At 44.0% G+C, this 25,172-nt stretch carries 26 protein-coding genes and 1 tRNA gene; 8 read left to right on the top strand and 19 right to left on the bottom strand.

What is annotated here, in order from left to right; genetic code table 11:
• Positions 1-330 precede the first annotated feature (330 nt).
• Genes Q0174_RS08335 through Q0174_RS08325 form a run of 3 tightly spaced genes read right to left on the bottom strand, consistent with a single transcriptional unit; the run spans position 331 to position 2,024 of the window.
• Positions 331-555, bottom strand: coding sequence for a hypothetical protein (locus Q0174_RS08335; protein ID WP_298043239.1), 225 nt, complete (start codon positions 553-555; stop codon positions 331-333).
• 4 nt (positions 556-559) lie between these two features.
• Complete coding sequence (locus Q0174_RS08330; protein ID WP_298043238.1) at positions 560-1,492, bottom strand: hypothetical protein; 933 nt, start codon at positions 1,490-1,492, stop codon at positions 560-562.
• Positions 1,493-1,502: 10 nt separating this feature from the next.
• On the bottom strand, positions 1,503-2,024 hold the full coding sequence (locus Q0174_RS08325) for a hypothetical protein (RefSeq protein WP_298043237.1): 522 nt from the start codon (positions 2,022-2,024) through the stop codon (positions 1,503-1,505).
• A 100-nt stretch (positions 2,025-2,124) separates the two neighbouring features.
• Between Q0174_RS08325 and mobB the strand changes: the two genes are divergently transcribed.
• The 6 genes from mobB (at position 2,125) to Q0174_RS08295 (ending at position 7,136) form a co-directional block, all read left to right on the top strand.
• Complete coding sequence (gene mobB / locus Q0174_RS08320) at positions 2,125-2,613, top strand: molybdopterin-guanine dinucleotide biosynthesis protein B (RefSeq protein ID WP_177387733.1); 489 nt, start codon at positions 2,125-2,127, stop codon at positions 2,611-2,613.
• A gap of 9 nt (positions 2,614-2,622) precedes the next feature.
• Positions 2,623-3,471, top strand: a complete 849-nt coding sequence (locus Q0174_RS08315) for a class 1 fructose-bisphosphatase (RefSeq protein ID WP_298043236.1) — start codon at positions 2,623-2,625, stop codon at positions 3,469-3,471.
• A complete protein-coding gene (locus tag Q0174_RS08310) occupies positions 3,471-3,680 on the top strand; it encodes a hypothetical protein (RefSeq protein ID WP_298043235.1) in 210 nt (69 codons plus the stop codon). The genes Q0174_RS08315 and Q0174_RS08310 overlap by 1 nt, the downstream gene beginning before the upstream one ends.
• A 1,041-nt stretch (positions 3,681-4,721) precedes the next feature.
• Positions 4,722-5,318 (top strand): LysE family translocator, encoded by a 597-nt coding sequence (locus Q0174_RS08305; protein WP_298043234.1) that lies wholly within the window; start codon positions 4,722-4,724, stop codon positions 5,316-5,318.
• A gap of 15 nt (positions 5,319-5,333) precedes the next feature.
• Positions 5,334-6,512 (top strand): succinyl-diaminopimelate desuccinylase, encoded by a 1,179-nt coding sequence (gene dapE / locus Q0174_RS08300; RefSeq protein ID WP_298043232.1) that lies wholly within the window; start codon positions 5,334-5,336, stop codon positions 6,510-6,512.
• A 429-nt stretch (positions 6,513-6,941) separates the two neighbouring features.
• The gene (locus tag Q0174_RS08295) at positions 6,942-7,136 is read left to right on the top strand and encodes a hypothetical protein (RefSeq protein ID WP_298043230.1); all 195 of its coding nucleotides are present in this window, start codon (positions 6,942-6,944) and stop codon (positions 7,134-7,136) included.
• Between the two features lie 452 nt (positions 7,137-7,588).
• Here Q0174_RS08295 and Q0174_RS08290 read toward each other — a convergent pair whose 3' ends face one another.
• From Q0174_RS08290 to Q0174_RS08280, 3 genes are all read right to left on the bottom strand, one after another.
• Positions 7,589-8,152, bottom strand: coding sequence for a methylated-DNA--[protein]-cysteine S-methyltransferase (locus tag Q0174_RS08290; RefSeq protein ID WP_298043228.1), 564 nt, complete (start codon positions 8,150-8,152; stop codon positions 7,589-7,591).
• A gap of 144 nt (positions 8,153-8,296) precedes the next feature.
• The gene (locus Q0174_RS08285; protein WP_298043226.1) at positions 8,297-10,198 is read right to left on the bottom strand and encodes a hypothetical protein; all 1,902 of its coding nucleotides are present in this window, start codon (positions 10,196-10,198) and stop codon (positions 8,297-8,299) included.
• 25 nt (positions 10,199-10,223) lie between these two features.
• Positions 10,224-11,036 (bottom strand): M23 family metallopeptidase, encoded by an 813-nt coding sequence (locus tag Q0174_RS08280; RefSeq protein ID WP_298043224.1) that lies wholly within the window; start codon positions 11,034-11,036, stop codon positions 10,224-10,226.
• A 108-nt stretch (positions 11,037-11,144) separates the two neighbouring features.
• On the opposite strand from Q0174_RS08280, the gene Q0174_RS08275 reads away from it, so the two are divergent.
• Both Q0174_RS08275 and Q0174_RS08270 read left to right on the top strand, forming a co-directional pair.
• Positions 11,145-11,960, top strand: a complete 816-nt coding sequence (locus Q0174_RS08275; RefSeq protein ID WP_298043222.1) for a lipid-binding SYLF domain-containing protein — start codon at positions 11,145-11,147, stop codon at positions 11,958-11,960.
• A 256-nt stretch (positions 11,961-12,216) separates the two neighbouring features.
• A tRNA-Lys gene (locus Q0174_RS08270) sits at positions 12,217-12,292 on the top strand.
• A gap of 170 nt (positions 12,293-12,462) precedes the next feature.
• Here Q0174_RS08270 and Q0174_RS08265 read toward each other — a convergent pair.
• The 13 genes from Q0174_RS08265 to Q0174_RS08205 all read right to left on the bottom strand — a co-directional run.
• Complete coding sequence (locus Q0174_RS08265; protein WP_298043221.1) at positions 12,463-12,675, bottom strand: hypothetical protein; 213 nt, start codon at positions 12,673-12,675, stop codon at positions 12,463-12,465.
• A gap of 247 nt (positions 12,676-12,922) precedes the next feature.
• On the bottom strand, positions 12,923-13,063 hold the full coding sequence (locus tag Q0174_RS08260) for a hypothetical protein (protein WP_298043219.1): 141 nt from the start codon (positions 13,061-13,063) through the stop codon (positions 12,923-12,925).
• Between the two features lie 133 nt (positions 13,064-13,196).
• Entirely contained in the window at positions 13,197-14,000 is an 804-nt protein-coding gene (locus Q0174_RS08255; RefSeq protein WP_298043217.1) for a hypothetical protein, read from the bottom strand.
• A gap of 241 nt (positions 14,001-14,241) precedes the next feature.
• Entirely contained in the window at positions 14,242-14,370 is a 129-nt protein-coding gene (locus tag Q0174_RS08250; protein WP_298043215.1) for a hypothetical protein, read from the bottom strand.
• A 528-nt stretch (positions 14,371-14,898) separates the two neighbouring features.
• Complete coding sequence (locus Q0174_RS08245; protein ID WP_298043214.1) at positions 14,899-16,209, bottom strand: sugar transferase; 1,311 nt, start codon at positions 16,207-16,209, stop codon at positions 14,899-14,901.
• Between the two features lies 1 nt (position 16,210).
• Entirely contained in the window at positions 16,211-17,575 is a 1,365-nt protein-coding gene (locus Q0174_RS08240; protein WP_298043213.1) for a mannose-1-phosphate guanylyltransferase/mannose-6-phosphate isomerase, read from the bottom strand.
• Entirely contained in the window at positions 17,568-18,692 is a 1,125-nt protein-coding gene (locus Q0174_RS08235) for a glycosyltransferase family 4 protein (RefSeq protein ID WP_298043211.1), read from the bottom strand. The genes Q0174_RS08240 and Q0174_RS08235 overlap by 8 nt, the downstream gene beginning before the upstream one ends.
• A complete protein-coding gene (locus Q0174_RS08230; protein ID WP_298043209.1) occupies positions 18,689-19,387 on the bottom strand; it encodes a class I SAM-dependent methyltransferase in 699 nt (232 codons plus the stop codon). Before Q0174_RS08230 ends, Q0174_RS08235 begins: the two co-directional genes overlap by 4 nt.
• A gap of 10 nt (positions 19,388-19,397) precedes the next feature.
• Positions 19,398-20,486 carry a glycosyltransferase gene (locus Q0174_RS08225; RefSeq protein ID WP_298043207.1) on the bottom strand — a complete coding sequence of 363 codons (1,089 nt, stop codon included), beginning with the start codon at positions 20,484-20,486 and terminating at the stop codon, positions 19,398-19,400.
• A complete protein-coding gene (locus Q0174_RS08220) occupies positions 20,483-21,568 on the bottom strand; it encodes a glycosyltransferase (RefSeq protein ID WP_298043206.1) in 1,086 nt (361 codons plus the stop codon). Before Q0174_RS08220 ends, Q0174_RS08225 begins: the two co-directional genes overlap by 4 nt.
• A complete protein-coding gene (locus Q0174_RS08215) occupies positions 21,565-23,652 on the bottom strand; it encodes an alginate lyase family protein (RefSeq protein WP_298043204.1) in 2,088 nt (695 codons plus the stop codon). The genes Q0174_RS08220 and Q0174_RS08215 overlap by 4 nt, the downstream gene beginning before the upstream one ends.
• Before the next feature lie 31 nt (positions 23,653-23,683).
• Positions 23,684-24,277, bottom strand: a complete 594-nt coding sequence (locus Q0174_RS08210; protein ID WP_298043203.1) for an HAD family hydrolase — start codon at positions 24,275-24,277, stop codon at positions 23,684-23,686.
• A partial coding sequence (locus Q0174_RS08205) for a hypothetical protein (RefSeq protein ID WP_298043202.1) occupies positions 24,270-25,172 on the bottom strand: 903 nt, incomplete at its 5' end. The genes Q0174_RS08205 and Q0174_RS08210, both read right to left, overlap by 8 nt.

The raw sequence follows: 25,172 nt of genomic DNA, 5'->3' as shown, positions 1-25,172 counted from the left end.
AATTTAGTGGCTTGCTTGTCTTTTATGGCGTTTGTCTATTGCGTGCAATTCGGCGTAGGGGACGAGAGCTACGTCCGAGCGGGCGGCGCGGCGCTGATATTGTTTTTTATCTTTGCACTTGCTTTTTTCGAGCTTTATTTCTGGGGCGACGAGCTTTAAAATCTAAAATTTATTGAAATTTTATCGCGGCGTTTTGTGAGCGATCAAATTAGCGCCCGAACGTATAATTTTAAGTGACATGAAATCAAAATCGGGCGCTTTTGGTTATGGAATTTAAACATATAACCTATCCGCAGCTTATCCGCCGCAAAGGCTGCGACAAGTTTAAATTTAGCCGCTTTGCAGCTTGTTTGCTTGTTTGCGACGCCTTAAAATTTCGTAACTTCGGATATGCAGCTCGCCGTTTAAATTTTGGCAAGCTTTAAATTTTAAATTTACGCTTGCCGACTGCGCCGTTTTAGTTAAATTTAACGGCGCGGAGCCTGCGAGCGCGAGATGATTTAATCGCGATTTAAATCGCGCGACTCCGCAAGCCCTTTTAAATTTATCAATCAAATTTCTATTTGAAAAGCCCTTTGATCTTGCCGAAAAGCGACTTCTTTCCGCCCGCGGAGGTTTCGTCTTCATGATCTTCTGCGGCAGAATTCTCGCCGCCGTCTTCTATCGTATCGCCGATGCACGGGACGGAATTCTCGCCGCTTTCTTTCATTGTGCCGTCGCTCGTTGCATTGGCGCCGCGCAAGGCAAAATTCTCTCCGCCCGTAGTATCTCCTCCGCCTGTCTTATCTCGCTCTATCGCCTCGCCGATCTGCTGCGCGGCGATTTCCGCGTAGATCAGCGCGCCCTGAGTATCGCAATTAAAAAGATTTGAAAACGACTCGGACTTATTTAGATCGATCGGATTGGGCTCAACCACTTCGGTAGCCTCAAGCAGCCCTACTCCAAGCTCTGCGGCAGAATTTAGCGCCTTTAAAAACACGGGCAAATTCTGCGCGTAAAACTCATCTATCGCCTCTTTTATCTTGCCGTCCGCTTCATAATCGCGCAGCAGTTTCTGCACGTTATCGGCGCCAAGATACGCGCCGCAGCAGTAGTTTTCGACGATCTCGTTATGAATTTCGCCGCTAAATTCCGCTAAAAATTCCTTCGGCAAAACCTCGCGCCAATCGCTTATATAGGGTTTAAATTTAAAGCTTTGCGCCGCCAAAAAGCTAAACGCCGTGCCGCGCGTGTAAAAATACTCTCTAAAATAGCCCTGCGCCACGGCGAGGTGAAATCCGTGCGTTTTATTAAAAATGCCCCCTGTGCCGTACTGCAGCGCCGAGCGGAAGCCGTCCGCGTATTTTTCTACATAAAATTCATCCACCCCCGCTTCGCGAGCGATTTGGGCGATAGCCTCAAAATCTCCCCTCTGCGCGAGCTTTAGCGGCTTAAAATACCACTGCGAAATTTCATCTTTGCCGATCGCGTGATAGCTTATGTCGTAACCCACCCTCTCTCCTTTAATCTTTCAGATCGATCTGCGGCTGCCAATACAGCGACTTTGAAATTTTACGAAATTTCATCGTGGCACCCAGACCATTTGAGGTGCGGTAGCTAAGCACCAGCTCGTCCTTATCGCTCTTAGGCGCGGTGATCTTGTAGCGGCTCGCCCACGCGATCTTAAAAAGCTCCTTTTGCAAAAGCGGATCACCGTCGTGCAGCGGCGTTACGTTTGCGTTTGCGCCGTTGATCTGCACCGCGCGGATCTGAATCTCTTTAGGATAGGAGGTGAGCAAAAACACCTCGTCCTCCGCGGCGTTTCTAAGCTCGGGCGCGACGGGATTTAGATAGGTCGCCACTGCCAAATAGCGATCGCCCGCGCGCACCGATTCAAATTTTTGCGTGTAGGCCAAAAACTCGTTTTTAAGCGGATCGTGACGGGGATCGTTTGCGGAGCAGGAGCTTAAAAATAGCGCTAACGCGGCTAAGAGCGAGCCCTTCAGCAGGCCGTTTAGCGCGCCGCCAAAATCAAATTTCTTCATCGATTTTCCTTTGAAATTTTAGGCGCATTTTAACGAATTTTGCTTTTTAAAAGGCTAAATTCGCTACAATCTGCTCATCTTAAAAAGCCGGATTTTAAAAATGAAAAGACTTGTTATCGCATTTTCAGGCCCTTCCAACAGCGGCAAAACGACGCTAATCTGCAAGATCGCTAAAATTTTTATCGCTAGCGGGCTGCGGATCGCGATCGTAAAGCACGATCCGGGCGATAAGGCGCGCTTTGACGTAGAGGGCAAAGACAGCGCCAAATTTAGCGAGCTCGGCGCCGAAACCGTCGTGATGAGCCCGACGCGAACGAGCTATTTTTCGCAGCGCTGTATGCAGATTGACGAGGTCGTGCGGATGCTAGGCGAGTTTGATATCTTGCTCGTAGAAGGGTTAAAGACGCTGCCGCTGCCGCGCATAAGCCTATTTCGCGACAAGATCGATCCGGCGTATCTGCCATTTTCGGACGCGATCGCTTCAAATTTAAGCGGCGAGCAGATGGATAAATTTTGCCGCGTAAATTTCGACATCAACGACGCTGCGGGCATTAGCGAATGGATCTTAAAAAACGCCAAAAAAATGTAAAGGAATAAAATGCAAGAGATCGTAAAATCAATCCAAAATATCGCGCTACAAATCGCCGAGGAGCTGAAATACGCGGACTTCGGCTACACAGATCATCACAACAGCACGGGCGATACGCAGCTCAAACTCGACGTAAAAAGCGACGCCATAATCGAGGCGGAATTTCGCGAAAATCCGCTCGTACGCGCCCTAATCAGCGAGGAGAAAGAGGAGGCGCTAGAGCTTCGAAAGGACGCGCGCCTAATCATCGCCTATGATCCGCTTGACGGCTCGAGCTTGGTGGACGTAAATTTCGCCGTGGGCTCGATTTTCGGCATCTACGAGGATGAAATTTCGCCCGCAAGCTTAAAAGCGGCGATCTATTGCATCTACGGGCCGCGCCTTGAGATGGTCGTTTGCGAGGACGCGCCGAAGCTCTACCGCCTAAATCGCGAGGGCAAATTTAGCTTCGTAAAAGACCTGCGCCTACAGCAAAAAGGCAAACTAAACGCCACCGGTGCGACGCAAAAGGGCTGGAGCGAACCGCACCGAAAGCTCGTGCGGGTGCTGTTTGATGAGGGCTACCGTCTGCGATACAGCGGCGCGATGGTAAGCGATCTGCATCAAATTTTATTAAAAGGCGGCGGACTTTTCAGCTACCCCGCCACTAGCGATCATCCGCACGGCAAGCTTCGCGTAACTTTCGAAGTGCTGCCGTTTGCGTTCATATTCGAGCGCGCTGGAGGCGCCACTAGCGACGGCGCGAACGGCTCTCTTTTGGATCTTAAGATTGAAAAAATCCACCAAAGCAGCCCTTGTTTCTTCGGCTCGAAGTACGAGATCGCGAAGATGCATGAAATTTACGGCGGGAAAAACTGATGGCTGATACCGAGGTCGCCGCGCCGCGCGACGTTTACGACGAAATTTTGGATAAAAGCTTAACTGCGCTGCAGGCGTGCCAGGCAGAGCACAACCTCACCAGCTGCCTGGAGTGCGAGAAGCTGCTAGATTGCGCGGTGCGCGACAAATACGTCAAAGCGGTCTATGAGAGCATGTCGCACGGCGCGACGGGGGATTTTTCGTTTTAAATTTAGCTATTGCGATCGCAGAATTTTACTAAGCAAGCTACTTAAAGCCCTTGCCTCGCGGGCTTTTCACGAAGATGGTTGCGGCGCGGAATTCGCTCTGCGACGTAAATTTAATCCGGCGGCGCGCAGGTTTTGCTTTGTAGCACAGAATTTGCCCCGCTTCGAAACGATAAAATTTACGGCGCGTTAGCCTTGCGGCGGGGTTTGCTCTGCATGCAGGTTTTGTGGTGCGTCTGTTTTGCGTGCAGGTTTTGTCTGTGGCGGGCGATAAAATTTAAAATGCGAGCGTAGCCAAATTGCGGGCGTGCGGCTAAATTTAAAGCGCCGCGACTGGGTTTTTAAAATTTGCGGATAAAATTTTAAGGTGCGAATTTTACTTCGCGAAATTTTAGCCGCGATCATGAGCCATTTATGAGCGCAGAAAGGTGAAATTACGCAAAATAAAATTTCGGCGAGCTAAATTTTGCCGCCGCGATCTTTAAATTTACGCGATTAAAATTACCGACTTGCGCGAGCCGCCGTTCGTCGCCAATCTTTGCTAGTTTAAATTTCGCCTTGCGAAATTTAGCTTGCAAACTTAGCGAGACGGCGGATTTTGCCTCGCAAAATTCAAGCCGTAAATTTAAACCACGATCCGTGCGTTAAAATTTAAAAACTAAATTTGAAGTCTAGTGAGCGGGTCCACCGCATGAATGCTCGTATAAATTTCAAGCACATAATGCTCATATTGAAATTTTGAGACTGAGCGTGTATGTGAATCGCTCGTTAAAATTTCAAAGTCGAGGCGCATGCAAGCGCACACGTTAAAAATTTTAGAGCCGAGCGGGCTACGACGCACGCGTTAAAATTTTAAAGCTTAAGGCGCATTACGGCGGCGATTGCGTTAAATTTAAAAACCGATCGGCGGTCGCGCGGAATTTTAGGATTGATCCATTCGCGAAGCTGTGCGTCATCGATCTATTCGCAAAGCCGCGTCCATAGGTTTTTTCGCAGCGCCGCGTGCCGAAATTTTAGAGCAGTTTGGGGAGTACAAGCAAAAGGATGCAATCGTTCGTACAAGGGGTTTTGATGGGTCTGGGCGTTAGCGTGCCGATTGGCCCGGTAAACGTGCTGATAATGTCCTACGCGCTGCGAAGCTACACCAAGGCGCTGTGCCTGGGCATCGGCGCCATGAGCGCGGATATGCTCTATCTGGCGCTATCGGCGTTCGGCATATCGCAGTTAGCCAAAACCCCGATCGTTTTTTACTGCATATCGATATTTGGCGCGTGCTTTTTGCTCTACACGGCGTACGCGATCTGGCATGGCGCGACTCGCTCGGTGCAGCCTGCAAGCGTCGAGGCTTGCTCGGGCGCGGCGCTTTACGGCAAAGGCTTTTTGATAAATTTACTAAATCCATACGTCATTATATTTTGGCTCAGCGTCTCTGCCAGCACCGCGCGAGCAGATTTTGCGCTTGCCCTTGCGGGGCTTGTAAGCGGAATCTTAGCTTGGATCACGCTTTTTCCGCTTGCGATATATCTAGCTCGCAGCAAGCTTCCAAACATAGTAGTGCGGGCATTTGCATATATCTCGGCGTTTATTTTGGTATTTTTTGCGCTAAAGCTTTTATACGCTATAATTTTTGCTAAAATTTAAACCGAAGGAAGGCTTATGAAACCGATTGAAATTCTAAAAGAGCTCATCAAATTCCGCTCGCTCACGCCTAGCGACGACGGAGCTTTCAACTACGTCTCGATGCTGCTGGCAGACTTTAGCGAGGATAGATTCGAGCTAAACGGCGTAACTAACGCGATTTTTACCAAGTGCTTCGGACAGGGTCCGCATCTGTGCTTTGCCGGACACATCGACGTCGTGCCGCCGGGCGAGGGCTGGGCGAGCGATCCGTTTGTGCCGGTGGAAGCGGAGGGCTTTTTATACGGGCGCGGCGCGCAGGATATGAAAAGCGGCATCGCAGCGGCGATCTGCGCGCTAGCGGCGGCACGCGATTTTAAGGGCACGCTAAGCCTGCTGCTAACCAGCGATGAGGAGGGTGACGGCATCTACGGCACGCGCGAAATGCTTTCTAAATTGCGCGAGCAAGGTGCCCTACCCGACTTCGCAGTCGTTGCGGAGCCTACATGCGAAGTGCGCTTCGGCGATACCATTAAGATCGGCCGTCGCGGCTCGATTAACGGCGTCCTCACGCTCACGGGCATCGGCGGGCACGCAGCCTACCCCGATAAATGCATCAATCCTGTCCACATTTTAGCGCCGGTTCTCGCAAGCCTCGCGGGGCATGATCTGGACGCGGGCAGCGAGGATTTCGCTCCAGCCAAGATAGTCATCACCGACATTCGCGGCGGTTCGCAGGTAGTAAACGTAACACCCAAGGACGTGCGCGTGATGTTTAACGTCCGCGGTGGCGTAGGGCTGGGGCTAGAGGACGTGCGAGACTACGTACTGAGGTTATTTGAACTGGACGCTAAAGATGCGCTATGCAGCGAAAGCGAATCCTGCGGCAAGCTAGAAATGAGCTGCACCGCGCAGCTGCGAGCAGGCGCGTCGCTACACCTTGCGCTAAAAAGCTCCTCAAAGCCTTTTTTAACTCAGCGAAACTCCAAAATCGTGCAAAAACTAAGCGCTAGCGTGCAGAAGATCTGCGGCGCAGCAGCCGAGCTAAACACCGCAGGCGGCACGAGCGATGCGAGATACTTCGCGGAGTTTGGCGTGGAGACGGCGGAGTTTGGCGTGCGAAACGACACGATCCATCAGATCAACGAACGAGTAGAGATTAGTGATGTCGAAAATCTAGCTAAAATTTTTAGCGATCTGATAGAAAATTTCGACTAATTTAGGGATTTGGCAAAGCTACGTAGATTTGATAAAATTCTGCGTTCTACCCAAACTTTGCTGAATTTGCCGGGGTTTTCGCTCGTAGTTGCTTGGCAAATTTTATCTCTGCCGTGATTTTGAATGGGATTTCGCTCTGATATGCCACTTTTGTTAAGAATTTCATCTGCAGTACGCTTGCCGCTTTTACAATTACTTTGCTATGCAACGTCGCTTTCGCAAGAAGCTTCAGTAAAACATTGCCGCTTCGAAGGCGAGTTTTGACGACGATAACGCTGCCTCTATTAGGATTTTTTATAAAAATACTGCTTCTGCGAGAATTTCAGCAAATAGCGCGATCTTTGCGCAAAATTTCCCTCGCTCTCTTCGCGCAAAATTTCATATTCGCTAGGTGCCCCTAGCGGCACACTGCTGTACTTTGCCGTCTCCGTGAAAAATTTTATCTTTGACGCGCCCGCTGCTTACGCAAGAAGCTTGGCTAAGACAATGCTGCTTCTGCCCCCCAGGATACCGCCCGCTTCGTGGATCTATAAAATTTTACTTAGTCACGTTACCGCTGGGATAAATTCTGCCCCGGTTACCGCCTCTGCGGGAATTTTACCCTACCTCGGCAAGCGCAATTAAAAATTTACTTTGCCTTAATACGGCGGCGTTGAATTTTACCCTTGCAGCGCGGCAGCATAGAATTTTTAGCCTCTGCAAAACTCCACAACAAAACCTTGCTATCCTTGCCTATCTACACAAAAAGGAGCGGCAAAATTTTACCGCCTCGCGCGCTGCTACATTAAATGCACGCAAGATGAAAATTTATCGAAGGATTTCAGAGCGGAATTTCGCGAGGCTAAATTTTATCACTGCGAAAAATTTCAACCGCTCATAGCAGGCGTCTAAGGCGCGATAAATTTAAAATTAGGGCTTTAAGTCAGCATAGCAAGTTTCGCTTCTTGCAAAATTTCAACTATCTTGGTCGCCGCAAAAACTAGAAATTTACAAAATCGCTTTATGAAATTTCACAGCGTCACGCGGTGAAATTTTAAAATCAGCGCCGTACCTGCAAAGCAGAATTTAACGGAATTTTACTTGCCAAATTTGGCTAAATTTTCTCTTTCAAAGTTTAGTAGCCACGCTTTGGTCGCTACGCCGCCCGCGCCGCTGTATCCGCCGAGCCCGCCCGCAGCTACGACGCGGTGGCACGGCACGATGATTGGGATCTTGTTTTTGCCATTTGCGCTGCCTACTGCTCGGCTTGCGCGCGGTCTGCCGATAGCCGCGGCTAGCTCGCCGTATGTTACGACCTCGCCATAGGGGATATCTAAAAGCGCGCTCCACACGGACTTTTGAAACTGCGTGCCATTTTGGCTCAGTTTAACGCCAAAGCTCTCAAGCTCGCCCCTAAAATAGGCGCTAAGCTCGTCGGTGCAAAGAGCCAAATTCTTTTTTAAATCGCTAGGCCTTAAATCGCGTCCTTTATCATCCGCTGCACGCACAAAGCCGAATTTAAGCCCTGCGTCGTGTTTTTTAAAGATCTCATCATTGGGGCTGCAGGCAGAGCTTTTGACCCAGTCGATACTGCAGATCCCGATCTCATCATCCCAAATTTCAAGCATTCCAATGGGCGAATTAAAAAAGGCTTTTTGCATCTCAATCCTTTCAAATTTTTACTGGTTTGATCAAAAAAATTTTAAAAAGCGCTTGCTGCGGTGCAAGCTAAAGCTCGAAAACGATGGAATTTCATGCGGTAACGCGAATTTTTTAAAATTTACACGCAAGGCGCCGCAAAGCCTCTACTCAAACCGTACGATGTTTACCAAAACCCCGTCGAAAACGTCTTGCTTAAAAAGCTTGATCTCGCGCACGATATCTGCGTTATCATCGTCAATGACGCCGTTTTTGACGAGGCTGTCCTCGACGAGCTTGAAAATAAAGGCGTGGTTGCTGACGTCGGAGATACCGCTTTTAAAGCCCATTTCAAGGCGTACCGGCACGCCTATGTGCACGCCGCGCAGATCCTTAGCGATGTAAAGATCGGCGATCGTGCGCACCATCTTTTTCGCCGTTTGGTAGTTCGCCGTGGACGACAAAATATCATTAAGACCGAAATTCTCCATCAAAAGCGGAATACGAACGCGCGCCAAAACCCCTTCGCCGGGCTCGCTCGCGCTCTTTTTCAAAAACGAAATTTTAATCCTATGCGCGATGCCTATGAAACGCGGCTTAAGCTCGATGAGCCTAGCTTTAGACGCTTGCGGTAGCGAGATAGGACGCGAAGTGCTTGCAATAGGCAGAGCCTGCGGACGCCCCGTCAGGCGCGCGCGCTCTTTCGCAGGCGCTTTGCGCGCAGGCTTGCCATAGAAATTTACGGGCTTAGTCGCAAAAGTTGATTCGCTCCCAAAAGCAGCAGACGCGGGCTCATCACCAAGCGCCCCCTCCGCCATAGAAGAAGCAAACGTAGAATTCTCACCCGTTAACGCAGACTGCGCGGATTGCTCAAATTCGGGCACAAATTTATTTCCCGCTTGCGGCGGCAAATTTGAAGGGTGCCGCTCTTGTGCGGAGATTTTCTGTGCTAAATTTTGCTCGTCGGAATTTTTTAGCGCGTAATTTTGCCCTTTTGCCAAAAATATTGAATCCTCACCGACGAAATTCTCATCTTGAAGCGCGGATTCCGAGGCATTTTCTAAGGCAAAATTTGCGGCACGGCAGCTAGCGGAATTCGCGATTTGCCCCTTAGAAAACTCGGAGCCTTGAGGCCCACAATCATTTGCGCACTTTATATCAAGCGCAGAATTTGCGAAAGTGGAATTTTTTGATGCAGAGCTTTGCGCCGTAGAATTTTTACTTCGTAAGTTCGCGCCCTGCTCTGCTACAAACGAATTTTCAGCTGCAAAATTCTCCGTTTGCGCCATAAAATTAGAATTTTGCGCCTCAAATGCGGAATCTTTCACGAGCGCAGAGCTTTGCGCGGAAATAAAATTTCGCGATGCAGGAATGAAGCTTTGCCCTTTGGCAGAATTCGCAGACACAGAGCTTTGCGGCATAAAATTTTTACTCCTCGCATTTTCGCTCTCTTCGAAATTAGCAGCAAGCCCCACGCTCATGTCATTCTGCACAGCGTCATTTTGCGAAATTAAATTCTCGCACGACGTATCCCACGCGGTATCTACGCAAAATTCCGCCCGAGCCGCACCATAAAATTCTGCTTGCGAAACATCTTGAAATTCTGCCTGCGAAGTAAAATCTTGCGCGTTATGAGCGCTGCGCGCAGAAAAATCTCGCTCGCCGCGCCTTGCGTTTGTAGTATACGAAGTCTTTGCCAAGCTGCCGCCAGCTTCGGGCGAAACTGCGCCCGAATCTCCTTCGCAAAAGCTACCAAAATCGCAGGCGCCGTCAAACTCCGCATAGCCATCCGCTGCGCGGAGACGATCTGCGCGGGCTTTCTTTTTGGGCGTAGAAGAGAGCGTGAGCCTACCTGCAAGCTCACGTCCGCCAGAGTTTAAAATCCCAAAAATTCTAGCTCTAAAACGCTCAAACTGCTCGCCACTGAGCGAAATTTTGTCGCTTAGGCTCTGCACGCCGAAGTCCGCGGCGGTAAAATTTACGATCGCTCCGTCCCTACTCGCGACGCGCACGCGGCCTTTGACCGAGCCTTTTAGCTTAAAATCGCTGCCTGCGAGAATTTTTTTCATCAACTCCTTCGGATTGTAGGGCATTTTAGCGCTCGCCAAAAACTGCTTCGTTGAATTTAGCGACGAAGCTTAGCGGATTGACGCTAACGCCGTTGATCGCGATGCCGAAGTGCAGATGCGGGCCGCTGACTCTACCGCTCTCGCCCGAAAGCGCGATTTCATCGCCTTTGCGAACGTAATCGCCAAGCGCCACTTTGATCTCGCTTAGATGATAGTACTGCGAATAAATGCCGCCGCCGTGATCGATCACGACCGAACCGCCGGCGTAGTAGCGATCTTTGGCGATGACTACGACGCCGTCATTGGCTGCGCGCACCGCAGTGCCTACTGCGGCACGATAATCGGTGCCGCTGTGATAGCTTTTAAGCTCGCCATTAAAGGTGCGGGCATTGCCGAACGCAGAGGTTATTTTGGAGTTTAAAGGCAGCTCAAACGGCGTGGAAAAAAGATAGCGCGGCGTGGTAATCGCATAGATCGCGTTAGCTTCGTCGAGCTCTTTTTTGATACGCGCGGCGGCTTCTTTAGGTGGTTTAACTTTACCAGGAGCGACACTTAGAGCCTCTTTTTTATACTCGCCCTTTTTCAAAGCGACGATCTGCTCGTGGCTGCCGCTTTGATCTACTATCCGCAGCGCGAAATCTCCCTTAGCACGGTAATTCGCTGCTAAAACGGCGATTTTATCGCTAGAATTTGGCGCCTCGATGAGAGGGATTTTCTTTGAGCCAAAGCTCAACTCGGTTGTGCTTTTATCTAATTTTAAGATAATAACGTCACCGTTTACTATGTCTAAAGCGAAAATTTTGATCGCCAAAAGTGCAAAAATAGCTAGAAATTTCATAAATTTTCCAAAATTCGTTATTTTTCATCAATTTTTTGTTAAAAATTAGCTAAAAAGAATGAAATTGCTGTTATAATAACGAAAATTCAATTTTAAAAGGATTAAATGATGAAAAAGTTTTTGCTTCTAGCATCTTTTGCACTTTGCAGTTTTTTGCACGCGGACGTCGTGGCAAATCAAGAGGTTACGGCAGCGACTAACGTCGTCAGATCTTTCGTAGCGGCCAATAACTTCGGTACCGATGAACGCTATCTAACCAGCGCCAAAGCCGTCGCAATACTAACCGACGTAAAACGTTTAGCTGCGGGCGCATCGCTACAATACGGCGATGGAATTTTTAGCGTCAAAGGCGAGAACGGCGAGTGGAGTTCACCGATTTTTATCAAATATAAAGGCTACGGCGTGGGCTTGCAAGCAGGCTACGAGACGAGCGACATTGTTATGATATTCCACACTACAAAGTCATATCAAGACATTTTTACCGGCACAGACACCCTTGAGATCAATGTAGGTGCTGCGGCGGGCGGCGTAGGTAGAAGAACAGGTCGCGCAACCGATCTACCTGATATTTCTGCATGGATGGTAAGCCCGGGCGAGCAAACAGGTGTATACCTAGGCGTATCGATCGACAACGGCAGAATAACTATCGACGATCAGCTAACTAACGACTTCTATGAGAGAATTTACGACTACGAGGATATCTTAAACGATTCTCCGCGCGCGAATAAATACGCAAAAAGATGGAAAGAAGTGATGAGGAGGTATTTTACAAACGGCGAGAAATACGGCGCTAGCAGCAGTGCGGCGATACCTGTAAATCACGTGCAGAAAAAATACCCTGATGGTAAGCCAATCATCTCAAACCGCTCTCCTAGAACTCATGCTAAGGCTACGCGAAGCAAAAAGGCTAAAAAAGCAAAATAAATTATCGAGCCAAGCCCCGTTTATGGGGCTTCTTGCTTTGGCTTTGCGTTGGGTTTGTGCAAGAGCGTTTAGATGTGAAATCGAAACGTATAGGTTATTTTTTAAGAAAATTTATTGATTCTTTACTAAAATATTTTATTTAATTTTTATGAGTTATTAGGTATATAAAGACCGAATAAAATTTTATGAAATTTAACGAAATTTTTATAAAATTTAATCAGTTTTTTATATTTTTATCACTACAATTATAGTTCTTGTCTCGTTAGCTCAGTTGGTAGAGCATCTGACTCTTAATCAGGCGGCCGTAGGTTCGAATCCTACACGGGACACCATCTATCAAATTTTCCCCCTATTTTTAGTTTTTTGGTTTTTTTAAAAGCCCTGTTTTACGGCTCTTTCAAATTTTTTCAAAAAAATTTCAAATGCTAAAAACGCTAGATTATACAGGTAGTTTAAGAGAAACTACTATATATTAAAAAATGTATAGTAGCTCTTAAGCTTGTTAAACTCTTTGGAAGCTTTTATAATTTGTCCTATCATTTCCATATCCACCTATTAGTAAATCGCCGCCGCCTTTACCCATTAGCGTATCATCGCCATATCCGCCAAATAAAACATCGTCTTTGTAGTCGCCCGTTAAAAGTCCGCTTGGAGTTACTCCGTATGGGAAAAATATAGGTGATAGCGGTCTTGCATAGGCTGTTTTATCGGGCATTGTTACTTTTAGAATACCTTTTTGCAAAGCGTTCATATCAATATCTGATAGTCCGTCGCTCGTTATTTTGTCCCATAAATTTTGTGCCTGTTTACGTAAATCAAATATTTTCCATCCAACTTATCTAATAAATTTCCCATGTCATACCATAATGTTATCCAACCGACAACAGGGATAAATTTAGTAATTGCAATAAGCCCAAAATCCACAGCTACGCCCACGACAGTATGCCCAAAACTTTGACCCGTCAGCTTGTATCATCGACTATACCAGCCAAACCATTTGCTAATCCTACTTTCTTGATATAATCGTCTAGTTTTTCTAATTCAATTTCTGCGTATCTTTTGCCATTTGTTTCTACATATTTTTCTAAGCCACCAAGAGACATATTGGCACCAGAAAGCGCATCTTTAAATAACTCAGTTAATTATCTGGCTAAATCACTATTTTTCTAAGTCTTACTTCTGCTTTGTCTAATTCTTGTTTAGCAACCAATTCTCTACTCATGTTTTTCTCCTTTTTTAGGTTGAAAATTTCTTTTTAACCAAATTTAAATTTATATGTTTCTTATCAGAAAAATATTTTTGTAAATCTAAATAATCTTGCTTATGAATTATATAAACCATATGAAATTTTCCACTATATAATCGCATATCAATTGTAGCTAATCTCCACAAGCGTCCACCAATATATTGCGGATAATCAAAAACAATAGCTGGATACAACGAAAAATCTTTTAATTTTCCGCCTAAAATCAAATGAAAAATAAGTTTAAATAAAAAATTTAAAAGAAACCAAAGTATATAATAGACCATTATTATAAAAACATATAGCAATGATTTTTCACTAATTGAAATTAAAATAATCAAAAAAAATAGAAACAAATGAAAATATACTCCAAGAGAATACGAAAGCTTAAAATTTCTTGTAATAGGCTCTAAATCTATCAAATTTTTAACCCTTCTAACTTCCCCATTTATGATAAATTCTATCGTTTTATTTGTGAATTTGGTTTCGCATTTGTTTTTAATGATATAATAATAAAATGTAGCTACGATATGCAAAACGCCAAGCCCAAAAAAAGCCCATAGAAAAATATTGCTAACATTTGCAATCCCCATATAATCAGCATAAACCAATAAAACAAGCACCGTTCCGCAATGAGAAAAAAAGAATAAATTTGAAAGAAAAAATTCATAAGGATTTTTAATTACTATCGGCTCTTTATCGTAGTCTCTTTGATTAAAATCGTTTAAATTTGCGTTTTCGTTTGAGTTTAAATCCCGTTTTTTAACATTTTTATTCCAGTTTTCAAAATTTTCCAAATTTTATCCTTCCATTTTTTTTGCTTTTCTCGTCATTGCGGGTGAAGTTTACAAGCGAAGCAATCTGTCGATAGTGATTGTTATAAAATCTCAGTCCTCTTCTCATCTTTGATTTGGTTGCTTTTGCGAATTCTATATCCACCTTACTTAAGCAGCTATAAATTCCCCGTGAGTCTTTAGCCGCTTCACTTGCTCCAGCCCATTCGTAGATCAGCTCATCGATAAGAGAAGCCTTAGAGCCTTACTTTACGGTGTTAGAATTCTCGTCTAACGTTGTCTCTTTGTAGTTTAGATCGATACTTTTGATATTATTATCCGCAAGCGAGCTTAATTCTCCTTCGTCGGTAATGCCGTTAGAATTTCTTAGCACTCTCCCCCTATCCCCCAAACAGATCAAAATTTTATCTGCAAATTCTCTAAATTTTAAAATAACTGCAGCTTTTACGAAATAGGCAATTTAAAATTTTAAAATGCGTCGGCGCGAAAGTAAGGGCAAAATTTATCCGCCTTGCGTAAATTTTACGTTGCAGTATTCAAGCAGAAGTAAAAAATCAGGAGTAAAATTTTATCGGGTAGCGCCATTTTTATGTACGCTTAAGCAATATAATTTGCGCCAATACTTTTCCCGTGATACTACACAATCTTAAGGTCGTGCATATTAAATCGTCACCATTTTTGTGCAGCTCTATTTTTACGCAGGTATATGATGAAATTTTTTTTAAAACTTCAAATTTTGCGCCGCAAATTCCTAGCTATTGCCGCGCAATTGTATTGTTATGTATTTTAAATCGTGGCAAAATTTAACTCAGGGCGATCCTAATATCTTGGTCGAAGCGCCCATATTAAATTTAAAATTTATCTCAAAAGAAAGACCCCGTCTTAAGGACTCGATAACCGATCAGCTTGCCCCTTCGCGCGCCAAAACGACTTTGAAGGTTTTTAAGATAATAACGATGTCGTTCCAAATCGACCAGTTTTTCATATACCACGTATCCATGCCGGCCCTGGTCGCAAAATCCACATCGCTGCGCCCGCTCACCTGCCAAAGCCCCGTAATGCCGGGCTTTACGGCTAGGATGAGATCTGCATATTCACCCATATCCTTTCGCTCATATTGCGCGCATGGGCGAGGACCTACGATGCTCATTTCACCCTTTAGGACGTTGATCAGCTGCGGAAGCTCATCGAGCGAGCTTTTGCGCAAAAAATCGCCCAGCTTCGTGATGCGCGGATCGTGCTCGTATTTGTGATATTTTTCAAAATACTCCACCTCTTGCGGATTTTGCTTTAGATACTGAGCTAAAATTTCATCACCGTTTTCTTTCATCGAGCGGAATTTCAGACACCCAAATGGCTTGCCGCCAAACCCCATCCTTTGGTGCGAAAAAAATATGCGCCCCGTGGGCTCTTTTAGCTTCATCATCAGCGCGATTACGCCAAAAATCGGTACCAGCAAAGGAAGTGCTAAGAAAATTAGCGCCAAATCAAGCCCGCGTTTAAGCGCTAAATTTAAAGGGCCTTTCAGAGAATTTCGTATCGCAAAGAGGCTGGTACGCGAGGCAAAAACGCTATAAATATCTGCCTGCGTAAAATCGTATGAGCGCAGCACGGGGGTGAATAAAATTTCTTTGTTCTTTCTGATATTATGCTCGATAAGCTCGTTCAAGGCTTTCGCCCCAAGCCTGCTTCCGCCGATAAACAACACGTCGTAATCGCTGCCAAGAGCTCTAACATATCCTAAATACGCGCTTTCTAAGACGGCGTTTTCAAACTCCTCGCCCTCGCCTAAAATTTTCGCCCTCTTCTGCCATAGGCCAAATTTAAAAAGCTCCCTTTTCGTTATGAGCTTAAAAATCGGCAAAACCACCGCCATAAAGGCAAAGCTCAGAATAAAGCTGGCACGCGAAAATTCGTAATTGACTTTGATTAAAGCAAGCAACGCAAGGCTGAGTAAAAGCCCAAAAAAGCAGCTTCTCACTAAAATTCTACTCTCGTGCCAAAAATCATACCGCCTCAAATATATCCCCTGATAGAAAAATAGAAATATCATTATGACATAGGACGGCGCAAAGCCCTGATACCTGCCGACGTCCAGCAGCACATTATCGCCGTAAAGCAAATTTTTAAGTACCACGGCAAGCCCGAAGCAAAGCCAGATGCCGAAAATATCGACCGCCAAGATTATCAAAACGCAGAGTTGCTTTTTCATCCTAGCTCCTATTAAAATCGTCTTGCAGGCGCACGATATCGTCCTCGCCGGTATAGCTGCCGACTTGAGCTTCGATTAGCACGACGGGGATCTTGCCTTCGTTTGCGAGGCGATGAGCCTCGCCCATCCTAATGAACGTCGATTCATTCTCGCGCAGCAAGAAATTCCGCTCGCCCACGGTCACAGTCGCAGTGCCGCTAACGACGATCCAGTGCTCGTTGCGATGATAGTGCTTCTGAAGCGATAACCGCTTGCCGGGTTTAACGACGATGCGCTTGATCTTGTAGCCGCGCTCATCTTCGAGCACCGTGTAGCTGCCCCATGGGCGGTGCGTCGTTACGTGCACGCGCGCCAGATCGCTATCTCCGAGCCGCTCTACCACCTGCTTTACCTTTTGAGTAGAGCCTTTTTTGCATACGAGCAGGGCGTCCTTGGTATCGACGATAGCGAGATCCTCGACGTCTATGGCGGCTATCGTGCGACCCGAACCGATGATGAGATTGTTTTTAGAATTTAGAGTGATATTTTGCTCGCTTGCAGTGTTACCGTTCGCGTCTTTAGGCAGCTCGGCGTCTAAGCTATCAAAGCTTCCAAGATCGCTCCAGCCGATGTCTGCAGACACGACCTTAGCGAGGCCCGTGCGCTCCATAACCGCGTAGTCGATGCTATCTGCTGGAATCTCTTGCATATCGGGGAGTTTAATTCTAATCGGATTTTCAGCGTTAGAATTTTCGTGCGCGCGAACGCAGGCTTCATAAATTTCAGGGCTCTGCGCCTTTAGTTCGTCTAAAAATACGCCCGCTTTGAACATAAACATGCCGCTGTTCCAGTAAAAATTCCCCGCCGCTATGTAGCTTTGCGCTACCGCAAGCTCAGGTTTTTCGTGAAATTTCAACACGTCCTCGCCGCTAGCTTCGATATAGCCATAACCCGTATTTGCATCCGCGGGCTTGATACCAAACGTCACCAAAAACCCCTGTTTCGCAAGCTCGCGTGCGCGCAAGACGCTGTTTTTATACGCTGCCTCATCTCTAATTAGATGATCGCTCGGCGTTACGAAAACGACCTCCTCGGCCTTTAAGCTCAAACACGCAAGCGCGATCGCAGGAGCCGTGTTTCTGCCGACGGGCTCGAGCAAAAATTTTACGCCGTGCGCGCCCAGGGCCTCAAGCTGATCAAGCGCCAAAAAATACTGCTGTTCGTTCGAGACGACGAGCGTGCGCTCGCATAGCGGGGAGTTTCGCTCGTAGCTCATCATAAAAAGCGAGCGATCGTCAAAGAGGCGCACGAACTGCTTTGGCATAAGCGTGCGGCTGATGGGCCACAGCCTCGTGCCGCTGCCCCCGCTTAGGATTATATTAGTCATTTGATCCGTCCTTAAATTCCTCATATTTTTTCTCGACGTAGCTTTTGATCTCGGCCTCAAAGCGCGCGCGCGAAAATTTTAAAGAATTTTCTCTGATTTTTGTAGGCTCAAATTTATCATAATTTTGCTCAAATTTAGCTACGGCGGCGAGCAGCTCCTTTGCGTTTTGCTCCATAAAATACAGCCCGCTCTCGCCATCGCGCACCGTCTCGCGAGCGCCACCGCGCCCAAAGCAGATCACCGGCGTACCGCATGCCTGCGCCTCCACCGGCGTAATGCCGAAGTCCTCCTCTGCGGCAAAAACAAATGCCTTAGCCCGCCCCATAAGATCCGCCATCGTTTCATCATCTGCGAAGCCCAAAAGTTCGACATTTTTGCCCGCTTTTGACTTGATTTTCGCCATATCGGGACCATCGCCGATGACGAGCAGCTTCTTATCCGTCTGCGAAAACGCCTCGACGATAAGATCAATCTTTTTGTACGGAACCATACGTGAGGCGGTGAGGTAAAACTCCTCTTTGGCTTCGCGCAGAGTAAATTTATCCACGTCCACAGGCGGATAGATGACGTCGCTAGGCTTGCCGTAGGTTTTTTTGATACGGCGCGCGATGTAGCGGCTATTTGCGACGTAGTGATCCACGCGGTTTGCGGTGCTCGCATCCCAAAGCCTAATTTTATGTAAAAAATACTTCGCCAACATGCCCTTTAAACCGCGATCCAGCCCGCTTTCTCGCAAATACTGATGATACAGATCCCACGCGTAGCGGATCGGCGTGTGTACATAAGCGATGTGGAGTTGATTTGAGTGTGTGAGAACCCCCTTTGCGACGGCATGCGAGCTGGATAGCACGACATCATAGTCGCTTAGATCAAACTGCTCAATCGCGAGCGGAAATAGCGGCAGGTAGTTGCGATATTTGTCCTTTGCAAAAGGAAGCCTTTGGATAAAGCTCGTATGGGCGCGCTTGCCTTTTAAAATTTTATCTCGGTTGGCATCACTCAGAAAGTCAATGAGCCCATAAATTTCAAAATCGTCCCAAACATTCGTAAAACTCTCGATGCATTTCTCCGCGCCCGCATAGGTGCTGAACCAGTCGTGAATAAGGGCTTTTTTCATTTTTCACCTAGATAAAAATTAGTTTCCAGCGATTTTTCAATCGGCCATTTTATAAATTCGTCGTTATATTCTTTTGTCTTTTTTAGTAGCAAAAAGATGCTCCAAGCGGCTTGTGGAAATATTCTAGCCAAAGGCTTAGCGATAATTGGCGGAAACGGATAAAAGTTGCTTCCTTGAAAATCTACGAGCTCAAATCCTCCCCAAATTTTTATAAATTGCATTAAATCCGGCTTCGTATAACCTCTGACGTGCGCGGAGTGATTTTGTATCTGCGTAGGCTGCCTGCCTAGTAGTAGCAAGGCTCTGTTGTGAAGGCTGGCTAAATTCGGAACCGCTAGCACGAAATACCCACCTATTTTTAATGTACGGGCAATTTCATGAAATATCCAAAAAATTTCTTTGACATGCTCTAAAATTTGATTTGCGCTGACAACATCTAGGCTTTTATCCTCAAAAGGGAATTTGTCATGTTCAAGATTATGCGAAAAAACTTCAATACCCCTTTCAGCGAGTCTTGAGACATTTGGCTCATATCCTTCCAGCGCTAAAAGCTTTGTACTTTCGCATTTACTTTTATATATCATCAAATCATCGCCCTTGCCCGCGCCGATATCCAGTACGTTTTCATAGCGACCTATTTTACCGGCAAAATCTGCAATTATATGTCGTCCATAATTTAAACTTTTATTCACCATTCACTTTTCCTTAATAGTTTATTTGCGATAGCTCTTTATAAATTTGTTCCATCTTGCCAATTGCGACTCTGATTTCAAATTTATCTTTAAAATTTAGCAACGCTTCGGCTTGCATTTTACCGTATATTTTCTCATCGTTTAATAAAATTTCTATATCCTGGCACGCTTGCTGTGCGTTCTCAAACAAAAACCCGCTTTTGCCGTTTTCTACAACCTCGTTATTTCCCACGACGTTTGTCGCCACTATAGGGATACCGAGCGACTGCGCCTCTATGAGCGCATAAGGCAGCCCCTCCCACTTGGACGTAGACAGGTAGATATCCGTAATGGATAGATACGCGGGCACTTCGCCAGTAAAGCCCGTAAAGATTATATTTGCCCCGTCTTTTTGCGCCATAGATTCAAATTTTGCCCTATCGTCGCCGTCTCCGAGCCACAAAAAAACGATGTTTGGGCTGTCTTTAAAATTTTTAGCTATCTCGTACGCCAAGGACATATTTTTCGCATAATCAAATCTCGAAATAGTCGTAACTACCCTTTTTCCCGATAGATTAAATTTTATCTTGGCGTTATCGTCTTTCAAAAGAGCTTTTATGCCGTTATATACGATCTCACACTTACTTTTTTTAAATAGTCTAAGCTTTAAACAAAGGCTATTTTCGCTATTTGAAACATTTATAAATTTATCGGTAAATAGCGTTAAAAACCGCTCCAAAAAAATATATGCACTCTTTTTCAAAAAGCCGTATTCTCCGATATGAACGCCGTGTAAAGTGTGAACTATTTTTAGCCTTGGATTTAAAATTTTAAGCATCCGCGAATAGATGCCTGCACCCTTACCGTGAGAATGGATTATTTTTATATCGTTATCTTTTATAAATTTATTCAGTTCAAAGAGTTTTTTTACACTAAATTTTCTATGCGGTAAGATGAATATGTCTTTAACCTTTTTTGACTTGCTCCACAGATCATAGTAGGGCTTATCTTGCGGACAAGCAAGATATATCTCTATCTCGCTAGATAAATTATTTATAAGCAGATCAACGTGTTTTGGCCCACCGCTGTGATCGGCTCTAAGCGTGATAAATAAAATTTTCATTTTTTGATCTCAGTAGTTTTATCTATTAAAAGCGCAGAATAAATGGAATCCTGCTCGCTAATTATGCTTTCAATGTCTCTATACTCCACATTTAAAAATTTTTGATTTACGCCTATTTGGTCTAAATCATTTATAATTTTAAGTCCACATGCCAAATATTCATTTATTTTCGTTGGAGATGCGACAAAATTTATAAGATCGTCATTTCTTATAATGACTCCAAAGTCAGCGGCATTAAGATATAGAGGCACCTTATCGTAAGGGAGACTATCAATGTAAAAATTATCTAGTTTAATACTATTTTTATGACAAAAATCAAATACCCACTGTTTATTATTGGTAAGAACTATAAAGAAAAATTTTGTTTTATTTTCTTTGTTTATCTTATCAAATTTTAATAAAATTTTATCTAGATTTTGCCAATAATCAACCCCACCGACATAGACATAGCACAATCTCTCAAATATTTTAAGCTGCTTTCTTATAATATTTCTTTTTTCAGAAGAAACGTAGAATAACTTCTCGTCTACAATCGTAGGAAATACTGCACTATGCTGTTTAAAGCCGTATTTGTCCATATAGTATTTTTGCATATTATGGGATACAAAAAATAGGTAATCACAATATTTAAAAACATACCTCTCTATAATTTTCGTCTGAGTACAATAAAATTTAGACAGTAGCTTTTCCCGATTTAAAAGCTCCTCGCCTATAACGCCTCTGATATCTGCAATAATAGGCTTATCTATTTTAAGCATCTTTAATAAATTAATAGCAAAGGCCGAACTGACGTGCCCTCTGCAGTGTATAAGATCTGCGCTATTTAAAATTTTATTTAAAATATTTTTTGAAGAAAATGCCCTAAACCAATTAATTATCGGAATAAACATTTTTGGATAACGGTAGAGCTTAATTAGCTTATAAAGAGCGTCTTTCGGTTTTTCTTGTTTGATATCATGGATATTGCATAGGGCTATAAGCGTAACATTGTGTTTTTTTGAGTGATAATTGCAAATTGTGTGGACTTGACTTTTAAAGACCGAAAGACTTAAATATGAATCAGAAATATACAAAATATTCATATCTTCATCAACTTCCCATATCCGTTCGAATATAACTCAAATTTACTATAATAAAATTCCCTATTTGCCATATCGACAATCTCCAATTTGTCCTCTTTTATCTCAAATTTTCTAATAATTTTTACGCCCTTGTATTCTGCAGCTAGGCTTATAAAATTTTCTCCGAAATCCGCCACTTCGCATCTACACTCTGCAAACATTCCAAATAGTCCTATCGCTCCCTCGCCCCAACTATTTTGCTCCAAATCGTCCACGATCGGCACGTTGTGAGCCTTGACGCTTCGAAATTCATTTCTTCTGCCGGGGAGCGGCGTATAAAGATAGGTGCCGGGATCCCTCGCTATATCGCGGCCATCTATCCACAGCTCGTAGCCCAGCTTATCGTTGTGCGTATGTCCGCCGTGATCATTTTGCCCAAGCGGCGTAGCGCAGATAGCGAGGTAAAATTTGCTGGATTTGAAGATAAAAATTCCGCTGTCTGGATAAAATAGATTTTTAATCTCTTGCGAATTTGGAATTTTAAATTCCATGCTTTTTCGGTACGGTAGTTCGCCGAATTTTATGCCCAAAGCGACCTGGCTTTTGTATGTTTTATCGCCTACTTGCAGCGTGCGTCCCGCAAGAGCTCTCGTAAAACTCCTCTCAAAGCGCATATCGTTTTTAAATATCTCATCGTCAAAAATCCCGCCCATGCAGCTAATTAGCGTGGAGTGGTTTAAGATATTTTCGTCCCAAAACGGCTCGTCGCCACCCCCAAAGCCGCTTAAATTTAGATATTTTCGCGCGGCCTGTTCATTACTCAAAAACTCGCCGTTTGGGCTAAATTTAAAAAGCCTGCCGCTGTCGTTATCGCCGAATTGCGGCACTTCTCCGTTTGGCTTTGTAATGTCGGCAGTAAACCTGCCGATTTTATACAGCCTGTCCACAAACCACTGCGGCAGCGCTATTTGTCCGTTTAAAATTTTAAATTCCTGCTCCTCCGGCGGTAAAAGTTTCGGCTTTTTGCGCCAAAGCTTTACATCGTAATTTTGCAAAGATGAAATTTTATCGCTTTTTAGACCCAGTATCAAAGCCGCGGCATACGCCATCAGTTCGCCGCTTAGGCGGTGGTAACTCGTAGAGCTCTCAAAATTTCCGCCGTCTTCGTAAAATTCCTTTTTCATTTCACAGGTTATCTCTTGGATAGCAAATGCTAGCCACGCGTCTATCTCGCCGCCGCCATCCAAATACGCGCAAGCTTGCAGCAGACCTGCGATGTCGCTTAGATAGTGATTTGACGTAAGATGCGACGAATATTCCAGATTATTTACGATATGAAGAGCGTGCTCATAGACGCTATTTGAAAAGGTCTGCTTGAAATTTTGATCTAAAATTCCGCCGCCGTCCATCTGGCAAAACATATCGTAAGCCGCCAGCATATTGGCGACCCTAATGCCCACATCCATCGTGCAGGTCCAATTTACGCCCATTCTAGGCGGATTATTGCGGATAAAATCTAAAATTTGGTTTTTAAATTCCTTTAAATTTCGCTCTTTTAAACTCGGATCCGCCATCGCAAAAATAGCAAGCTGCGGCAAGTGCTGAAACCTCGCAAGCTCCCACGGCACCTTTATATCGCTGCCGGGCTTATGGGCTATGCGCTGATCTTTGTACCATTTTTTCTCGCTCCACCGAAAGCCGCTTTTAAAATCCTTTTGCCAATCGATCGGCTCGTAGCCCTCTGGCACATTCGCGGGCGCCGCGACATTCATATCGTATTTGTAGCTCTCAAGCCCGAGCACCGCGCTATCATAGCTATTTTTTACCCAGCCGCTACCGAGCAGATCAAATTTATGCTCGATGTACATTTTGGATAGGTAATCGGCAACATCGGGATTTATATTCAATATATCTAAATTTTTTATATTTATATAGCTAATTTTTATGATCGGAACGTTAAAATTTATGTGAGTATTGCCTAGCACATCGCACATTTTTTGAAATTTATTCTTTGCGATATTTAAAATTTTATTAGCTATTTTTATGGCCAACTCATCAAGCGGCATTGATCTAGCTTTTTTAAGATAATAAATAATTTTATACATTTCAATATACCTTTTTTACAATAAATGCTTGTTAATCTTTAAAAAATTTATAGAACTTATGATTAGCCAAACCCAACATCTCTCTATCGCCTATGCTATCACCATACGCATAAATATAATCAAATTTCTCCAAATCGTACGCCTCCGATATCCTCCTCGCCTTTTCATCACCATAGCAATTTCGACCCGATATTTTACCAGTTATAACACCTTTTTTAATTTCTAACTTTGTAGCCAAAAGCGCTAAACCGTTTTTTGCGCACCAGGGCTCAAGCCAGTATTTTGGCGAGGCAGATACGATAACTACCGTATCTCCTTGTTTCTTGTGCCACGATATCTTTTGCATAGCACTTTGTCTAGTTATTTTATCGATCCGATTTAATGAGTATAAATTAGCCATCTCTAAAAAAGATTCTATAGATATATTTTTAAAAAACCAAGACAGTAAATATTCCTTGACCTTGGTATTTGAAATAATTTTTAATTTAAATACAACAAGCATTGGGCCAATTACAAATATGCCAAAAGCAAATCTAAAATTTCCAAAGCTAAAGCGCAAAAAATCAAAAAGAGTATCTTTCCGCGTAATAGTTCCATCAAAATCAAAAAAAGCTATATTATTCATCTATAGCTTCTATTTTATATACAGAATTCCACATAGGGTGTTGGCCATTGTAAAGCTTTAAATAACTATTATTACTATTTAAGTCCTCACTTGTATATTCTGTTATTGGAGCCTGTAAAAATTTCGGATTTGTCAAAATCTTTGTAAACAAGTAATTATGGAATTTAATACTTTCGCCCATATTGCTATTTAGATCATGCAAATATAGCTTAGACAGAAACATATCTTTATAAATTCTTCTATAATCGAACGAATTCATGGTAACAATATATTTTATATCATGGTTCGCATTTAAAAAATCTAAAAAGCTCTGTTTTTTAATATTAACATTTAAAAAATCGGATCCTACAATAGAATCCAGGCTTATGCAATAAGCATCAATGTAATATTGCCCCTGTATTTCATATATTAAAATTTTATCATTCTTTTGAAGTATTGGGTTTAGTTTTAAACTCAAATCTTTTAATAATATATCATTTAGAGTTAAATCATTCAAATATGTTTTTTGCTCAGCCCTATCTATCCACTTTACAAAACCTATACAAAAAAATACAAATACGGCAAATGATAATAAATAAAATCGTCTGTAAACCATTAATTTATCTATTAAAAAAATGCATATGTAAAACATAAGCGGCAACGCGATACTTAAATACCTAAGTATGAGATAGCCTGGCGGGTTGATAAGATACAAAGTAAATACCAATCCGATCAAAATCAATAATATACAATTTTGCCTCCTCAAGAAGGTATAGCTAATCGCAACTATGTATATAAAAATTAAAATGATATATAAGATATTAGATCTTATAAAACTGAGGCTAAAAAATAACCTTTCTAAATAAGTTTCTTGATTCTCTATAGCCGTTATATACCTTCCATATACGCTGGTGGG

This window comes from uncultured Campylobacter sp. (assembly GCF_937996225.1).
GTDB lineage: Bacteria > Campylobacterota > Campylobacteria > Campylobacterales > Campylobacteraceae > Campylobacter_B.
The sequence above is the reverse complement of the archived record's forward strand: the minus strand, read 5'-3'. Positions and strand labels throughout refer to the sequence as shown.

What these genes read in the sequence shown, in the direction of transcription:
- Q0174_RS08285 (WP_298043226.1), bottom strand. Translation starts at nt 10,198, where the DNA reads ATGAAAAAAATTCTCGCAGGCAGCGATTTTAAGCTAAAAGGCTCGGTC.
- Q0174_RS08220 (WP_298043206.1), bottom strand. Translation starts at nt 21,568, where the DNA reads ATGAATATTTTGTATATTTCTGATTCATATTTAAGTCTTTCGGTCTTT.
- Q0174_RS08315 (WP_298043236.1), top strand. Translation starts at nt 2,623, where the DNA reads ATGCAAGAGATCGTAAAATCAATCCAAAATATCGCGCTACAAATCGCC.
- Q0174_RS08210 (WP_298043203.1), bottom strand. Translation starts at nt 24,277, where the DNA reads ATGAATAATATAGCTTTTTTTGATTTTGATGGAACTATTACGCGGAAA.
- Q0174_RS08215 (WP_298043204.1), bottom strand. Translation starts at nt 23,652, where the DNA reads ATGTATAAAATTATTTATTATCTTAAAAAAGCTAGATCAATGCCGCTT.
- Q0174_RS08290 (WP_298043228.1), bottom strand. Translation starts at nt 8,152, where the DNA reads ATGCAAAAAGCCTTTTTTAATTCGCCCATTGGAATGCTTGAAATTTGG.
- Q0174_RS08275 (WP_298043222.1), top strand. Translation starts at nt 11,145, where the DNA reads ATGAAAAAGTTTTTGCTTCTAGCATCTTTTGCACTTTGCAGTTTTTTG.
- Q0174_RS08305 (WP_298043234.1), top strand. Translation starts at nt 4,722, where the DNA reads ATGCAATCGTTCGTACAAGGGGTTTTGATGGGTCTGGGCGTTAGCGTG.
- Q0174_RS08225 (WP_298043207.1), bottom strand. Translation starts at nt 20,486, where the DNA reads ATGAAAATTTTATTTATCACGCTTAGAGCCGATCACAGCGGTGGGCCA.
- Q0174_RS08240 (WP_298043213.1), bottom strand. Translation starts at nt 17,575, where the DNA reads ATGACTAATATAATCCTAAGCGGGGGCAGCGGCACGAGGCTGTGGCCC.
- dapE (WP_298043232.1), top strand. Translation starts at nt 5,334, where the DNA reads ATGAAACCGATTGAAATTCTAAAAGAGCTCATCAAATTCCGCTCGCTC.
- Q0174_RS08245 (WP_298043214.1), bottom strand. Translation starts at nt 16,209, where the DNA reads ATGAAAAAGCAACTCTGCGTTTTGATAATCTTGGCGGTCGATATTTTC.
- Q0174_RS08265 (WP_298043221.1), bottom strand. Translation starts at nt 12,675, where the DNA reads ATGCCCGATAAAACAGCCTATGCAAGACCGCTATCACCTATATTTTTC.
- Q0174_RS08280 (WP_298043224.1), bottom strand. Translation starts at nt 11,036, where the DNA reads ATGAAATTTCTAGCTATTTTTGCACTTTTGGCGATCAAAATTTTCGCT.
- Q0174_RS08310 (WP_298043235.1), top strand. Translation starts at nt 3,471, where the DNA reads ATGGCTGATACCGAGGTCGCCGCGCCGCGCGACGTTTACGACGAAATT.
- mobB (WP_177387733.1), top strand. Translation starts at nt 2,125, where the DNA reads ATGAAAAGACTTGTTATCGCATTTTCAGGCCCTTCCAACAGCGGCAAA.
- Q0174_RS08230 (WP_298043209.1), bottom strand. Translation starts at nt 19,387, where the DNA reads ATGGTGAATAAAAGTTTAAATTATGGACGACATATAATTGCAGATTTT.
- Q0174_RS08260 (WP_298043219.1), bottom strand. Translation starts at nt 13,063, where the DNA reads ATGTCTCTTGGTGGCTTAGAAAAATATGTAGAAACAAATGGCAAAAGA.
- Q0174_RS08325 (WP_298043237.1), bottom strand. Translation starts at nt 2,024, where the DNA reads ATGAAGAAATTTGATTTTGGCGGCGCGCTAAACGGCCTGCTGAAGGGC.
- Q0174_RS08235 (WP_298043211.1), bottom strand. Translation starts at nt 18,692, where the DNA reads ATGAAAAAAGCCCTTATTCACGACTGGTTCAGCACCTATGCGGGCGCG.